We start from the raw sequence: 14,700 nt of genomic DNA on the forward strand, positions 1-14,700 counted from the left end.
AACAGGCGGGAGCTTTTTGCTTCAGGCCTCGCCGCCGACGGTCAAGGTGACCCGGTCGCCGGCAAACCAGGTTCGGCCAAACTCGACGGGGCGGTTCTCAGGATCTGTATTGATGCCGGTGGTGCGCAGGATCGGGCTGCCTTCGGCAATCTTCAGATGCAGGGCCTGGGTCGCGTTGGCGAGTTTGGCCGTGATCCGGGTTTCGGCGCGGGTGTAGTCCTCAACACCCTGTTTTTGCAATGCCGCCGTAACCGAGCGCAGATCTTTCAATGCGTTCAGAATTCCCGGAAACCGGTCCGCGGGAAAGATGCTTTGAAACAGGGCAATGGGCTGGCCGTCAGCAAGGGACAGCCCGTCATAGACATGCACCTGGGCGCCGGGATCCAGCTGCAGCGCATTGGCTTCACGGGGCGCCGCGGCGCGGGTCTCCAGCATCAGGATCTGTTTGGCAGGGCTGCGCCCCTCGCGAGTCAGGTTCTGGTGAAAGCGCACCCGCTTGCCGATTGGATAATCCGTCGGCTTGGCCGCCACGAACACCCCGGCGCCGCGGCGCGGGTGCACCAGGCCCTGTTCCGCCATATCGGCCAACGCCCGGCGCACAGTGTGGCGGTTCACTCCGAAACGGGCCGACAGCTGCGCCTCGGCGGGCAGCTTGCCGCCAGTCTCGTAGCGGCCCTGTGCGATGTCGTCTGTCAGGGCAATGGCGATGGACTTCCAAACGGGGGTGCGGGCCATGTCATGTAACTTTCACAAGTCTTGGATTGCGCCGGCAGGGGCGACTCAGATAGCATTTGTCTAGTTGTATAGTTTTTATAGACAACCTGGCCAAGAGACTTAGACAAATGAACAAGAAATTTCCCGCAGAAGACCGCAAGGGCTGGATGAGCTTGCTGGCCTCTGCTGATGAGGTCCGGCTCGCTGAGCTGTGGCAAGAATACGGGGCCGATCCCGCCTGTGAATGGCTGCGCGCGCCGGAGGCAGGCGGCGTTATGGTCCGGGGCCGGATTGGCGGGTCCGGCGCCTCGTTCAATCTGGGTGAGATGACCATCACCCGCTGTGCGCTGTCATTGGAGGACGGAACGGTTGGTCACGGCTATGTGCAGGGCCGCAGCAAGGCAAAGGCCGGAGTGGCCGCCAAGATCGACGCGTTGATGCAGACCGGTGCGGCGGCGGCCCTGCGTACTGCAGTGCTGGAACCGCTGGCCGCCGAACGCAAGGCCTGCAAGACGGCCCGGGCCGCCAAGGCTGCGGCAACCAAGGTTGAGTTTTTTACAATGGTGCGGGGGGAAGACTGATGCCTCGGCAGTCTCAGAACACGGCCTATGCCGGCGGGTTCAGCAATCCGCCGGTGGTTTCGGCCCAAGCGTTTCGCGCAGCGATGAATGCGATGGCACGGCCTGGCCGGATCGAAGATATCACCGGCGCCATACCGCCCGACGGGATATCGGTTGCTGCTGGAAGCCTGCTGCTGACCCTGTGCGATCCGGAAACCGGTGTCTATCTGGCCCCGGACGTGGACAGCGAAGCCTTGCGCTGCTGGCTGTCATTTCACACCGGCGCGCCTATCGTGGCGGCGGAACAGGCGGATTTTGTCCTTGGCAGCTGGGCTGCGCTGATGCCGCTTGACCGCTTCCGCATCGGGACGCCGGAGTATCCGGATCGCTCTGCCACCCTGATTGTGGAAGTGCCGGCGTTCGGCGCGCCCAATGCCGTCCTGTCCGGGCCCGGTATCAAGGATACCGCAAAGATGGCGCTGCCTGAGCTGGAAGCCTTGCAGAACAACGCGATGCTTTACCCGCTGGGGATGGACTTTTTTTTTACCTGCGGGGCGCAATTGGCTGCGCTGCCCCGGTCCACCCAAATCAACGCGGAGGCCTGAACGATGTATGTTGCAGTAAAAGGCGGCGAGCGGGCGATTGACAACGCCCACGCCTGGCTGGCGGAAGAGCGCCGCGGTGATAGGGATGTGGCGGAGCTGTCTCTTGCCCAGATCCGCGAACAGCTAAGTTTGGCGGTAAACCGGGTGATGGCGGAAGGGTCTCTTTATGATCCGGATCTGGCGGCGCTGGCGATCAAACAATCGCGCGGCGACCTGATTGAGGCGATCTTTTTGATCCGAGCTTACCGCACCACCTTACCGCGGTTCGGCTATACGCTGCCGGTGGAAACCGGCGGGATGGCCTGCGACCGCCGGATTTCCGCGACCTTCAAGGATGCACCGGGGGGCCAGGTGCTGGGTCCGACGTTCGACTATACCCATAGGCTTCTGGACTTTAAGCTGGCTGCGGACGGCGAAGTGCCCGAGGCTCCGGTTGCCGACCCGCGCATGGAAGAAACGCCGCATATCACCGGATTTCTGCAAGGCGAGGACATTATCGAGCGTGAGCCGTCCTCGGACGCTGCGCCGGGCGATCTGACCCGCGAGCCGATGTCCTTCCCTGCTGGGCGTGCCCTACGCCTGCAGTCGCTGACCCGCGGGACGAGGGCTTTATCCTTGGCATGGCGTACTCCACCCAGCGCGGCTATGCACGCAACCACGCCTTTGTCGGTGAGCTGCGCATCGGCACGGTGCCGGTGGAGATGGAAATCCCGGAGTTGGGCTTTGCCATCGAGATCGGCGAGGTGGAGCTGACCGAATGCGAAACGGTGAACCAGTTCAAGGGTTCCAAGACGGTGCCGCCGCAGTTCACCCGCGGCTATGGCCTGGTGTTCGGGCAGTCAGAACGCAAGTCCATCGCCATGGCGCTGGTTGACCGCGCGCTGCGCTGGAAGGAACTGGGCGAGGACAATGTCGGCGCGCCTGCGCAGGATGAGGAATTTGTCCTGAGCCATGCCGACAACATTCAGGCCACCGGGTTTCTGGAGCACATCAAGCTGCCCCACTACGTGGATTTCCAGTCCGAACTGGAACTTGTCCGCAAACTGCGCCGGGAAGCGGCGGAACTGGCAGAGACGCTGGCGGCACGGGAGGCTGCGGAATGAACGACTACAACTTTGCATATCTGGATGAGCAGACCAAGCGGATGATCCGCCGGGCAATCCTCAAAGGGCTGGCGGTGCCGGGCTATCAGGTGCCTTTTGCCAGCCGTGAGATGCCGATGCCCTATGGCTGGGGTACAGGCGGTGTGCAGGTCTCGGCAGCCACGCTGACGCCGGATGACACGCTGAAAGTGATCGACCAAGGAGCCGACGACACCACCAACGCGGTGTCGATCCGCAAGTTCTTTGAAAAGACTGCGAGTGTTGAAACCACCGAGGAAACCGAGAAGGCCAGCATCATCCAGACCCGCCACCGGATCCCCGAGGCGGAGCTGACCGAAGATCAGATCCTTGTTTATCAGGTGCCGATCCCGGAGCCGCTGCGGTTTCTGGAGCCGCGGGAAACAGAAACCCGCAAAATGCATGCCTTGCAGGAATACGGGCTGATGCATGTGAAACTGTATGAGGACATCAGCCAGCACGGTGCAATTGCCACCGCCTATGCCTATCCGGTGAAGGTCGAAGGGCGCTATGTGATGGATCCCTCGCCGATCCCGAAGTTCGACAACCCCAAGATGGAAATGGCGGCGATCCAGCTGTTCGGCGCAGGCCGGGAACAGCGCATTTATGCAGTGCCGCCCTATACCAAAGTCGTCTCGCTGGATTTTGAGGACTACCCGTTTGAAGCCAGCAAAGCGGATCACGCTTGCGATCTATGCGCGGCGGAAGACAGCTATTTGGACGAGGTGATCCTGGATGATGCGGGCAGCCGGATGTTTGTCTGTTCCGACACTGATTACTGCCGCTCGCGGCGCGGCGCAGGCCATACTGGCCGCCTGGGTGAGGAGGCAGCGCAATGATACCTTTGCTGCAAGTGAAAAACGTTGCCAAAATGTATGGCGCGCGGGTCGGCTGCACGGATGTGAGCTTTGATCTCTACCCCGGCGAGGTGATGGGGATCGTGGGTGAAAGCGGCTCGGGCAAGTCGACGCTGCTGAACAGTCTGGCGGGCCATCTGACGCCGGACCGGGGAGAGGTGATCTTTGACACCCGCGGTGATGGTCCTGTGGATACCGTCACCATGTCCGAGCCGGAACGCCGGATGCTCGGCCGCACTGACTGGGCGTTTGTGCATCAGCACGCCCGCGACGGGCTGCGCATGTCCGTCAGTGCCGGCGGTAACATCGGCGAACGGCTGATGGCAGTCGGGGACCGCCATTATGGCGCGATCCGGGAACGCGCTGCGGACTGGCTGGGCCGGGTGGAGATTTCCGGCAACCGCATTGATGACCGTCCGTCAGCCTTTTCCGGCGGCATGCAGCAGCGGCTGCAGATCGCCCGCAATCTGGTAACCGGCCCACGGCTGGTGTTCATGGATGAACCGACCGGCGGCCTTGATGTCTCGGTCCAGGCGCGATTGCTGGATCTGTTGCGGGGGCTGGTTCGCGAGATGGGGCTGAGCGCCATCATCGTCACCCACGACCTGGCGGTGGTGCGTCTTTTGGCGGACCGGCTGATGGTGATGAAGGACGGCCATGTGGTTGAAACCGGGCTGACCGATCAGGTGCTGGATGATCCCCAGCATGGCTATACCCAGCTGCTGGTCTCCAGCGTGCTGCAAGTCTGAGGACAGGGTGATGATTGAACTGAATAAGGTAAGCAAAAGCTTCACCCTGCACAATCAGGGCGGCGCAGTGATCCCGGTGATGGAAAACGCCACGCTGCGTGTAAAGCCGGGTGAGTGCGTTGGCCTGACCGGCGCGTCCGGGGCGGGTAAGTCCACCCTGATGCGGGTGATCTACGGCAACTATCTGGCAGCGTCCGGCAGTGTGATGGTCGGCGGGGTGGATGTTGCCAAAGCCGCGCCGCGTGAGATTCTGGCGTTGCGCCGCGAGACCTTGGGATATGTCAGCCAGTTCCTGCGCGTGGTGCCGCGGGTTCCGGCACTGGATGTGGTGGCTGAGCCGCTGCTTGCGGTTGGCACGCCAATAGAACAGGCGCGTGATACGGCGGCCTCGCTGCTGGCGCAGCTGAACATTCCGGAACGGCTGTGGAGCCTTAGCCCGACCACATTTTCGGGCGGGGAGCAGCAGCGGGTGAATATCGCCCGCGGCTTTGCCTATGGCTATCCGGCGCTGCTGCTGGATGAGCCGACAGCGAGCCTTGATGCCAGGAACCGCGCCATCGTGCTGGGTTTGATAGAAAGTGCCAAGGCGCGCGGGGCGGCGATCATCGGCATTTTTCATGATGAGACGGCGCGCCAGCAGGTTTGCGACCGGTTCGTGGATGTGTCGGGCTTTGCGACCCAGGCCGCGGCATGAGTGCGCCTTCTGAAAAGGGACCCGTCATCGCGGTGGTCGGGCCATCGGGGGTGGGCAAGGATAGTTTAATGTCTGCCCTGGCGGTATCCGGCCCGCAGCTGCGGCTGATGCGCCGGGTTATCACCCGCGCGCCAGAGGCGGGCGGAGAGGACTATCAGGCGGTTACGGAACCTGAGTTTTCGGCGCTGGCAGAAAATGGGGTCTTTGCCCTGCACTGGCGGGCACACGGGCTGCACTATGGCATTCCACGCGACATTGAAATGCTGCGGGAAGGATCGGGCGGCGTGCTGGTGAACCTTTCGCGTTCCGTGCTGCTGAAGGCACAGGACGTGTTCGGGGATTTCATCGTGCTGTCAGTGACAGCCGCGCCGGAGGTTCTGGCCGACCGTCTGCTGGCACGCGGGCGGGAAGATGCGCAAGAGGTGCGGCGCCGTCTGACGCGCGCCGCCAATCCGCTGCCTGAGGGGCTGGCCCGTGTGCATGAGATTGACAACAGCGGTGCGCTCAGCGCGGCGGTGCAGGCCGCGCTGGCCGCCATTCAGCCGGAAAGGGGGTAGCGATGGATCAGGTGGAACCGGCCGTCCGCTGCTTCGCCCACCAGCGCCAGATCCCGGATCACGAAGGGAGCAGGCAGCAGCGGGAGGAGATGCGTGTCGAGCGCGTCCTGCACCGCGGGCAGCTGCGGCTTGGGCAGCTTGCCGGTCAAGGTGACGTGAAAACGGAACTGGTCAAGAACATAAGGGTAGCCCCAGCGGCTGAGGTTTGCGTCCTGCTCCGGGGGCAGCCCCGCGCCGCGGCGGCGCTCCAGCTCAGCCTCAGAGGCAGGCGCGCGGAACCGGTCAAGCTCTGTCACGCAGGCGGCGGCCAGCGCCTTCAGCGCGGTCTCGTCTCCGGCCGGGCGCAGGGCCAGGAAACGGCCCAGCCGCGCCAGTTGCAGACCGTCCAGCGTGACCGGTTTATGCGTGGCGGCCAGCGCCGCGCAGGCGTCTTCAAGCGCCGAACGGGTCTGCCCCTCGGCGAGGCGCATCGGCGGCTTCAGGGTGGCGTGCAGCCCGTATTTGCGCGGGACATCGGTGATTGCCGCCACATCCAGCCCGTGAACCTGCGGGTGAGGCATGTCCAGACCCGCTTCCATGTCCCAGCCCAGCCAGCCGGCGGCAAACCGGCTCCATGCTGCCCCGGCAGGCGGGGCGTAATAGATCGCGTATCGCGTGAATGTCACATTGGCCTCCTAAACGTGGCCTTCCATAGCTCGAAAGATGTGAAGTTCAGATGACAGAAGATTTAATCTTTGCCAATGCCATGCTGGTGCTGCCGGGCGAAACCCGGACAGGCAGCGTTAAGGTCACCGGCGGTGAAATCACTGATATTGCCGAAGGGGCTTCGATCCCGGCAGGCGCAATTGACTGCGAGGGCGACTGCGTCTGCCCGGGGCTGGTGGAGTTGCACACCGATAATCTGGAACGCCACATCCAGCCCCGGCCCAAGGTGGACTGGCCGCATGCCAGCGCCATCATCGCCCATGATGCGGAACTGGCGGGCACTGGGATCACCACGGTGTTTGATGCCATGCGCGTGGGGTCGATCAGCCGCTGGGAAAGCCGCTATGGCGCCTATGCCCGCGGACTGGCGAGCGAGCTGCTGGAGCTGCGGGCGGCAGGCGCGCTGAAGATCTCGCATTTTTTGCATCTGCGGGCCGAAGTTTGCAGTGATACTCTGGTAGATGAATTGAATGCATTTGGAGATGCGGACCGTGTAGGGCTGGTTTCGCTGATGGATCACACGCCGGGTCAGCGGCAATTTCGCGATCTCGCAAAGCTTGAGCAATATGTGAAGGGAAAGCATGGGTTTGATGATGCGGCTTTTCAGGCCCATGTCGCGCATCTGAAAGGGCTGCGCGAAACCTACGGCGACGTGCATGAAGCTGAGGCGGTGAAAGCCGCCAGGCGGTTCGGTGCGGTGCTGGCCAGTCATGACGATACCACCGCGGGTCAAGTGGCTGTTTCAGCCCGTCATGGCATCAGCCTGGCGGAATTTCCGACAACGGTAGAGGCGGCGCAGGCCTGTCATACGAATGGGATCAAAGTCATGATGGGGGCGCCGAACCTGATCCGCGGCGGTTCGCATTCCGGCAATGTGGCGGCGCATGAGCTGGCGGAGCTGGAACTGCTGGACATTCTTTCGTCAGACTATGTCCCTGCGGCTTTGCTGATGGCGGCAGTTCAGCTGGGCGATCTGTGGGGCGACATGGCGCGCGGCCTGGGCACGGTAACCCATGCGCCGGCCGATGCAGTTGCGCTGGGTGATCGCGGGCGGTTGGAAACCGGTCAGCGCGCGGATCTGATCCGGTTCCGGCTGAAAGCCGGCGCACCCGTCCTGCGCGGGGTCTGGTCGCGCGGGGAGCGTGTGGCCTGAGCGGCCCAGAATCCGGAAGCGGGAGGAGCGCCCGCCCTCTTGGGGCGGGGGCGTGCGCTGCCCGGCCTTCCGGGCCGGGCGGTGACCCGGATCAGCCGGCCCGGTAGAACATGTAGCGCCCCGGCTGGATGCCATCGGGGCCGTCCAGTTCTTCAAAACCAACCAGCGGCTGGCCGGAGACGATGATGCCGCCAGGGGCCATGACCTGCGCAATGACGGGGGAGAGGCCAGCGGCCTCGGCGACGTCCTTTTCCTTGATCCCGAAGCCGAAGTCATAATGCGCCAAGGCGATTTTGCGCCCCTCAGCCGCCAGCCGTTCCAGCATTGGTTTTGCCTCGCCTTGCAGGAAATCCTGCTCCGGCGGCACGCAGGAGGGATGGCATTGCAGCAACCGGTCAATGACCCAGATCCGCCGGCTGGCGAGGGTTTCGCGCAGGTGATCATAGGTGCGGCCGTTGCCAAGCCCCATGTCCAGCACATCGCCCTGCAACGGGGCGACCTGATTTGCGGCCCAGTTCAACCCGTCGCGCTGGGCGGTTAGGCGGCGCAGCATGGAATCAAGACGGCTCATTCAGGACATCCTTTCGTCATAGATCCAGGCCTCTGCCGGGCCATCCAGCAGGCGCACTGCAAGAGCGGCGGCAAAGTTCCAGACTGCCTCGTCATGCACCAGGTGGTGGGTCAGCAGCCCGTAAGGCTCTGCATTGTCGGCATCGCCAAGCCGGCGGTCGCGCAGCTGGCGCGCCACTTGCGCAATCAGCTGCTCCGGTGGCAGCAAGCTGCGGCCGCCTTTCCAGTCGATGGGATCCAGGTGGGTGTTCACCCGCAGCAGGCCGGAGGCGGGTTTGGCGCTTTTGCGCGGTGTAAAAGTGGAAACTGCGGTGAAACCGGTACCCGCCAGCCATGTCAGCATTTCCGGAGAGACCCGGTTCCAGGGCGGCACGAACATAGGGCGCAGGCTGGTGCCGAATATCTCTTGCAGAGAGATCAGGCCGCGCTCGGCATCGTCCAGCAGTTCCTCCAGCGGGCGGTGCGCTCCAAACTCGGCTTTCTTCTCGCCGGCGGGCGCGTGGTTCTGATGCGTCCAGCCATGCACCACCGGGATCAGTTGCGGATGATCTGCAACAAAACGGCCAAGATCCGGGGTGACGCCGTGCGGGATCACCGCGAGATGCACCGGCAGGTCCAGGTCCGCAGACAGTGCTGCCAAACGCTCCAGCTCGGTTGAATGGGACATCGCGTCATCATCCCGCCACCACAAAGGCAGCGTCAATCCTGCCGTCTGCCAGTGCTCCAGTTCCCGGTCCAGACCGCTCCAATCCGGTGTCATTCGCGCCCTCCCGCAAGTTCTGCGGCAATCTCCACACTCCGGGCGGCGCCGTCAAACCTGAAACCGCCTGCAACCCGCGGCGGTGCGTGCAATACCGCCTTGACCGCAGCGCATAGCGTCTCAGCTGAGAGATCTGCGGTTTTGACCACTTGGACGCCGTTCAGGGGCGCAAGGCTGGCGGCGCGCAGACCCTGTTCGGTTTCATTCCCGGCATCAAACGGGATCAGCACCGCAGGCGTGCCGGCTTGCAGCAGATCCAGAGCAGTGTTGTAGCCGCACATGCTGACCGAGGCCGCGGCATGGGAGAGCATTTGGCGGAAATCCTTGCGCGCTGGTTCCAGCAGGGCGGGGGAGCCTGTTTCGGCAAATTCTGTGATGCGCCGGGCGGCGTTTGATCCGCCAACCAGCAACCGCCAAGGCGTGTCCGGCATCAGCTTTGCCGCGTCAAGTGCTGCCTGGTATAGCGGCGTTCCTACGCTGCCGCCGCCAGCACTGACCAGCACCTCGCCTGACCCTGCCTGTGACGGATGCGGGCCGGCAGCCGGAGGGGCAACGTAACCGGTATAGCGCAGCTTGCCTGCAAGCATGCGGGTGACCGGCCAGCTGGCCTCCAGCTTGGTTGCTGCGGGGTCGGAGTGGACCAGAACCGCATCATAAAATTGGGCGATTACAGCATCGGCTTTGTCCGCTTTCCCGGGTTTGGAAGGCGGGGCGAGAATGTCGCGGATAGAGGACAGGATCACCGGCCGCCGGGGCAACGCATGGGCGGCATCAAGCAGCGCAAGAAACTCCTTGCGCAGCGAGCGGCGGCCAAAAGGGTAAAGTTCGGTAATCAGCACATCGGGCTGCATTTCGTTCAAAGCGGCACAAAGAACGTCTTGGCGCCGGATCAAATAGGCCGCGTCCGCCAGCCCTCCGCCCTCTGCCAGCAGCCGGGTGAAATCCACTCCATCGGAACGCAACGGCGGCAACTGGATCAGATTGATTCCATCCGTGTCGAGCTGCGGGGCAGGGAAGCCGCCGGAAACCACCTGAACCTGATGGCTGGCAGCGGTGAAAGCGCGGGCCAATGTCAGCGCACGGGCCAAGTGGCCGGTGCCAAGCAGATGGGTTACGGCGATCAGGACTTTCATGGCGCGGCCTTGCGGATCAGCCGGACCGGTTCGGGCCAAGGCATAAGGGCGGAGCCGCTGATTTCCACCACAAACAGCCGGTTGCGTTTGATGCGGAAGGGGCGGGGCCGTCGAAATCCCAGCCATGGGCGCGTGCCAGGATCATCCGCATGATGCCGATGTGGCAGACCGCTACTGTATCCCGCGTCAGACTGCGCAGCCAGGGTTCTATACGGGTCCAGACCTCGGCAGGGGTTTCACCGCCGGGCGGGCGGTAGTGCCAGCCCCAGTTCTCGATATCGCGGAAACCGCTTGCCGGGTCGGCCTTCAGGTCCTGCCCATGCAGCCCCTCCCAGTCGCCCCAGTCCATTTCGGTCAGTTCATGTGCGGTGCTGGGTGCGCGGCCTGTAATCAATTCTGCGGTCTCCGCCGCGCGCATCAGCGGGCTGGACCAGAGGTCTGCCTGCGTCCAGTCAGCGGGCAGGGCGTAGCCGCGCAGCTCTTTGCGGGCCTGATCATCCAGCGGGATGTCACTGCGGCCCTGGATGCAGCCGGCGCGGTTCCAGGCGGTGTGGCCATGACGCAAAAGGGCGAGGCGGATCATACGCGGGTCTCCATTAGCGGCAGAACGGTTGCCCAGAACTGCCGGGCAGCGGCGGGAGCAAGGTGGCGGGACAAAATGAGGTCACGTGCATCCTTGCCAGCCTCAACGCGCAGTTCGGGGTTTGCAAGCAAGCCTGCGGTAAAACCTGCGAGAGCCTCGGCCCCTTGATCCGGAGCGGGATAGCCAGCGGGCAGCAGCACATCCCGCACGCCGGGCCGGTCCTGGGCTGCGATGGGCAGACCATGGGCCTGGGCTTCCAGATAGACCATGCCAAAAGCTTCGTTCACGCCCGGCCAAAGGAACAGGCTGGCGTTGCCATAGGCGGCTGCCAGCTCCGCGCGGGAAAGCTGGCCGAGGAAGCGCACTTTGTGTCCGAAAGGGGCCATCAGTGCTTCAACCTCGCTGCGGGCGGGGCCGTCGCCGGCAATGTCCAGCCGCCAATCGCCAGGCAGATGAGACAGCATTTCCGAGATAATTTGGTAGGAAGCCAGCTTGTCACCCGGACGCATCATGCCGGCGGTCAGCATCGGGCCGTCCAGCGACGAGGCTTCGGGCAGCTGATCCAGCGGCAGGAAGGGCGGCAGATGGGCCACTGCCTGCGCGCCGCAGCGGTCGCGGTTCAATGCGAAATGGTCCTGCTCGGTGAAATAGAAGATCGCCGCGGCAACGTCGGCAGCGGCATGGGCCGCTACAGCAAAACCGGCCCATGGTCCGGTCAGGCGTTTCTTGGCGCGGGTGGATTCGATCTGCACATAGGGAATTCCACGGGCGCGGGCGACAGCGGGGCCGATCAGATCCGGCGCCTTGTAATAGTTGTGATAGCTGACCCAGAGGTCCGCGCCGGGCAGGTTGCGGATCAGTCGTTCAGCCTCGGCCTCGGCCTGATTGCGCAGGCTGGACTGCAACGCCGCGTCGCCGGTCTTGTCATAGATCCGCAAGTCTGAAACCAGCTGCACCGCCGCACCGCTGGCGGTGAGCAGCTCCATCAGGTTGCGGGCAATCTCGCGGTCGCCGGAGGGCACCGGGTGATGCGGCGGCTTCATCGGTGCGTAGAAGGCGACCCGCTTTCCGGCTCCCGGCTGCATGGCCGGTCAGCTTTCTTGCAGCATGGCATGCAGCCGCCTGGACAGCTGGGCGATGCCGGGATCCATGCCGAAATCAGTGCGCAGGCGGGCAAGTGCTGCGCCGGCCATTGCTGCCAGCCGTTGCGGGTGCCGGGCCGCATACAGCAGGGTCTCGGCCAGCGTCTCGGGGCGGTCCTCGCTCAGCAGGCCATGGGTTCCATGAGTGATGAACTCCGGGATCGCAGAAACCGGCGTCGACAGGATTGGCAGGGATTGCGAGGCCGCCTCCATCAGCACATTGGGCAGCCCGTCGCGGTCGCCGTCCGCAGCCACCCGGCTGGGCAGCACAAACAGATCCGAGCGGCGCATTTCCTCGATCACTTCGGGCTGGTCGCAGGCGCCGCGCCAGGTGATGCGGTTGGCAATGCCAGCATCCTCAGCCATGCCCTGCAGCAAATCGCCCAATCCGCCGCCGCCGATATGGGTCCAGTGCCAATCAAGCCCTGGGGGCAGCAGAGCCAAGGCGGCGATCAGCCGGTCAAAGCCCTTTTTCTCGACCAAACGCCCCACGGACATGAACTGGATCGGTTCCTGCGGCCGGCGCAGGCCGCGTTCAGGGGGGGCGGGGAACCGCGACAAATCCAGCCCGTGGTAAACCAGATCGACGCGGTCGGGCGTATCGGCCATCTGTTGCAGGTGTTTGGCGCCAAAGCCGGTGCAGGTGGCGCCGAAGGCCGCGCCGTAGTGGGCGGCGGAGAGCTTTTCCTTAAGCTCCCAATCGGGCGAGGTCCAAATGTCCTTGGCGTGGGCCGAAAAGCTCCAGGGCAGCCCGCGCATGATCGCGGCATAACGCGCAACCGAGGACGGCGTGTGCAGGAAGTGGGCGTAAAGCCCCAGCACGTCCGCGGGCATTTCTGCGGCCAGCACACAGGCCTGGCCAAAGCGGCGGATGCGGTTGGGTGTCAGGTCACGGCGCAGATCGGCGCGCCAGATGCGGTAGGCCTCAGCATAACCGGGCAGTTGTTGCGCCATCGTGCGTGCGCGCCAGACCCGCTCCGGCTCATCATGGAGGTATTCGGGAAGGTAGTTCACGCGCGCCTGCAGCTGCGCATGCAGCGGGTGGCGCTTGATGTCGGTGGGGTGGCGCAGCGACCAGATCTCAAGCGCGTGGCCGGCGGCCTCCAGGGCAACCAGTTCCTGTGCAATGAAGGTCTCGGACAGCCTCGGCCAGCCCTTTACCACCACCGCGAGCGGCGGGCGGGGCGTGCTCATTCGGCGGCCTCCTGATGTGTGTCCTGCAGCAGTGCGTCCACCCGGCGGGTGACATAGTCCAACCCGTCCAGCAGCCCCTCAGACCCGGCGGCAGAGGGCGGCGGCTGGGTGGCCAGCGCGCGGATCGCCTTGGCCAGGGATGGGGGTGTCCAGCCGTCACGGGATTCGTCCAGCATGGTGGTCAGGCCGATTTCCTCGGCCCGGCTGGCGCGGATCCATTGCTCCAGCCGCGGCGTGGTGCGGGGCACGATCACGGCGGGTTTGTCAAAGGACAAGACCTCGCAGAACGTGTTGTAGCCGCCCATGCAGACCACCCCTTGGGCGCCGGCAAACAGCGTCTCGATCTGTGATTCAAAGCCAACTGCGGTAACCCTGCCATTCAGGCGGGCGACACGCTCCTCGAAATCCTCCCGGGTTTCCCCGGACAGGAAAGGGCCATAGACAAGCACGGCGCGCGGGGAGAGCTCCGCGTCGGCTTCATAGGCCGACAGCACCAGGTCCACCATCATCTCGCCATCGCCGCCGCCGCCAGGAGTGACCAGCAAATAGGGCTGTTCGGGCGGTTCCCCCACCTGGCCAAGATCGCGGCGCAGGTAGCCGGTCCAATGCATCCGGGCCTGCATCTGCGGGGTGAAGGGCAGCCCCGCGGTGGGATCGTACACGGACCGCGGCCCGTAGACCCAAATCTCATCATAGAAATCGCGAGTGGCCTCAACCGCGTGCTTGCGCTCCCATTCGGCGGCCAGCACTTCGGGCTCGTCCAGCACATCGCGCAGGCCCAGCACCATCTTGCAGCGGCCCCGTGATTTCAGCAGGTCCAGCGCCGGCATCAGCTCACCGCGAAAGCCGGTGGGTTCCTTGTCGGCCACCAGCACGTCAGGGTCGTATTGCTCTACTGTAGAGCGGATCAGCGCAGCGCGCAGATCAGCAGTTTCTTCGATGCTCATGCCCATGGTGCGCGAGGCATAAGAGCCGTCGGTACGCTTGATCACACCCGGCAGGCGGACATGATCGACCCGGGTCGGAAAGGAAAACCGCCCCGCAACCGGTGAACCTGTCAGGATCAGCGCCGAGGCGTCGGGATTGGCTGAGGTGAGTGCACCTGCCAGCGCACGTGAACGGCGCAGATGCCCCAGTCCGAAAGTGTCGTGGCTGTAGAACATGATCCGCGGCCCGCGGGTGCACGCCGCTGCCGGTGTGGTGCTTGCGGTCGTCATTGAATCGCCTGATCGGGTTGCCGGGCGGCGGATGGCCGAAATCCGGGGCCGGCGGCGCAGGAACCAGGCCAGCCGGTTTTGCCGCTCGTCCCCGGGCGCGTGCTCGTGTGCTCCGCCATCTTCCGCCTCAGTTTGCGCGCCCCTGAAGCCGGTTGCGGCGGGGGCACGGTCAGTGTTTGCTTTTGCTGCCGCTCAAGCCCGGAGGGTGTTTGCCAGTCCAGTCTCTGCAGCAGTCCGCCCAAGGGGCGGGTATATGAATTGGTATAGCCCGGAGCCTGTGTGCATGCAATCATGCGCCTTTGTTGCCTGCCGCACAGGAAATTGCGTCCGCGCCATTTGCGCAACGCTCCGCTGCGTGGTTAATTTGACGCAAGTTTCCAAAAGGA

The 14,700-nt window shown here is 64.1% G+C and carries 15 protein-coding genes and 2 pseudogenes; 8 read left to right on the top strand and 9 right to left on the bottom strand.

Annotated features, from left to right (window positions below; translation table 11 throughout):
* Positions 1-21: 21 nt before the first annotated feature.
* Entirely contained in the window at positions 22-735 is a 714-nt protein-coding gene (gene phnF, locus ETW23_RS02550) for a phosphonate metabolism transcriptional regulator PhnF (protein WP_134829018.1), read from the bottom strand.
* A gap of 107 nt (positions 736-842) precedes the next feature.
* Between phnF and phnG the strand changes: the two genes are divergently transcribed.
* The 7 genes and pseudogenes from phnG (at position 843) to phnN (ending at position 5,857) form a co-directional block, all read left to right on the top strand.
* Positions 843-1,295 carry a phosphonate C-P lyase system protein PhnG gene (gene phnG, locus ETW23_RS02555; RefSeq protein ID WP_134829019.1) on the top strand — a complete coding sequence of 151 codons (453 nt, stop codon included), beginning with the start codon at positions 843-845 and terminating at the stop codon, positions 1,293-1,295.
* Entirely contained in the window at positions 1,295-1,879 is a 585-nt protein-coding gene (gene phnH / locus ETW23_RS02560) for a phosphonate C-P lyase system protein PhnH (protein ID WP_134829020.1), read from the top strand. The genes phnG and phnH overlap by 1 nt, the downstream gene beginning before the upstream one ends.
* A 3-nt stretch (positions 1,880-1,882) precedes the next feature.
* Positions 1,883-2,982, top strand: a pseudogene (locus tag ETW23_RS02565) (carbon-phosphorus lyase complex subunit PhnI).
* Entirely contained in the window at positions 2,979-3,839 is an 861-nt protein-coding gene (locus ETW23_RS02570) for an alpha-D-ribose 1-methylphosphonate 5-phosphate C-P-lyase PhnJ (RefSeq protein WP_134829021.1), read from the top strand. The pseudogene ETW23_RS02565 and the gene ETW23_RS02570 overlap by 4 nt, the downstream one beginning before the upstream one ends.
* On the top strand, positions 3,836-4,606 hold the full coding sequence (phnK, locus tag ETW23_RS02575) for a phosphonate C-P lyase system protein PhnK (RefSeq protein ID WP_134829022.1): 771 nt from the start codon (positions 3,836-3,838) through the stop codon (positions 4,604-4,606). Before ETW23_RS02570 ends, phnK begins: the two co-directional genes overlap by 4 nt.
* A gap of 10 nt (positions 4,607-4,616) precedes the next feature.
* Complete coding sequence (phnL, locus tag ETW23_RS02580) at positions 4,617-5,300, top strand: phosphonate C-P lyase system protein PhnL (protein WP_134829023.1); 684 nt, start codon at positions 4,617-4,619, stop codon at positions 5,298-5,300.
* Positions 5,297-5,857 carry a phosphonate metabolism protein/1,5-bisphosphokinase (PRPP-forming) PhnN gene (phnN, locus tag ETW23_RS02585; RefSeq protein WP_134829024.1) on the top strand — a complete coding sequence of 187 codons (561 nt, stop codon included), beginning with the start codon at positions 5,297-5,299 and terminating at the stop codon, positions 5,855-5,857. Before phnL ends, phnN begins: the two co-directional genes overlap by 4 nt.
* On the opposite strand, the gene ETW23_RS02590 is transcribed toward phnN, so the two are convergent.
* Positions 5,839-6,522 (bottom strand): DUF1045 domain-containing protein, encoded by a 684-nt coding sequence (locus ETW23_RS02590; protein WP_134829025.1) that lies wholly within the window; start codon positions 6,520-6,522, stop codon positions 5,839-5,841. The genes phnN and ETW23_RS02590 overlap by 19 nt on opposite strands.
* A gap of 50 nt (positions 6,523-6,572) precedes the next feature.
* Between ETW23_RS02590 and ETW23_RS02595 the strand changes: the two genes are divergently transcribed.
* A complete protein-coding gene (locus ETW23_RS02595) occupies positions 6,573-7,715 on the top strand; it encodes an alpha-D-ribose 1-methylphosphonate 5-triphosphate diphosphatase (RefSeq protein WP_134829026.1) in 1,143 nt (380 codons plus the stop codon).
* A gap of 91 nt (positions 7,716-7,806) precedes the next feature.
* Here ETW23_RS02595 and ETW23_RS02600 read toward each other — a convergent pair whose 3' ends face one another.
* From ETW23_RS02600 to ETW23_RS02630, 7 genes and pseudogenes are all read right to left on the bottom strand, one after another.
* Complete coding sequence (locus ETW23_RS02600) at positions 7,807-8,286, bottom strand: class I SAM-dependent methyltransferase (RefSeq protein ID WP_134829027.1); 480 nt, start codon at positions 8,284-8,286, stop codon at positions 7,807-7,809.
* The gene (locus ETW23_RS02605; RefSeq protein WP_134829028.1) at positions 8,287-9,045 is read right to left on the bottom strand and encodes a polysaccharide deacetylase family protein; all 759 of its coding nucleotides are present in this window, start codon (positions 9,043-9,045) and stop codon (positions 8,287-8,289) included.
* Entirely contained in the window at positions 9,042-10,178 is a 1,137-nt protein-coding gene (locus ETW23_RS02610; RefSeq protein ID WP_134829029.1) for a glycosyltransferase family protein, read from the bottom strand. Before ETW23_RS02610 ends, ETW23_RS02605 begins: the two co-directional genes overlap by 4 nt.
* Positions 10,175-10,761 (bottom strand): annotated as a pseudogene (locus ETW23_RS02615) (histidine phosphatase family protein). The gene ETW23_RS02610 and the pseudogene ETW23_RS02615 overlap by 4 nt, the downstream one beginning before the upstream one ends.
* Positions 10,758-11,846 (bottom strand): glycosyltransferase family 4 protein, encoded by a 1,089-nt coding sequence (locus ETW23_RS02620; protein ID WP_134829030.1) that lies wholly within the window; start codon positions 11,844-11,846, stop codon positions 10,758-10,760. Before ETW23_RS02620 ends, ETW23_RS02615 begins: the two are co-directional and overlap by 4 nt.
* A 6-nt stretch (positions 11,847-11,852) precedes the next feature.
* Complete coding sequence (locus tag ETW23_RS02625) at positions 11,853-13,097, bottom strand: glycosyltransferase family 4 protein (RefSeq protein WP_134829031.1); 1,245 nt, start codon at positions 13,095-13,097, stop codon at positions 11,853-11,855.
* On the bottom strand, positions 13,094-14,314 hold the full coding sequence (locus ETW23_RS02630; RefSeq protein ID WP_348773116.1) for a glycosyltransferase: 1,221 nt from the start codon (positions 14,312-14,314) through the stop codon (positions 13,094-13,096). The genes ETW23_RS02625 and ETW23_RS02630 overlap by 4 nt, the downstream gene beginning before the upstream one ends.
* Positions 14,315-14,700 lie beyond the last annotated feature (386 nt).

The organism is Leisingera sp. NJS201 (genome assembly GCF_004535885.1).
Classification (GTDB): Bacteria; Pseudomonadota; Alphaproteobacteria; order Rhodobacterales; family Rhodobacteraceae; genus Leisingera.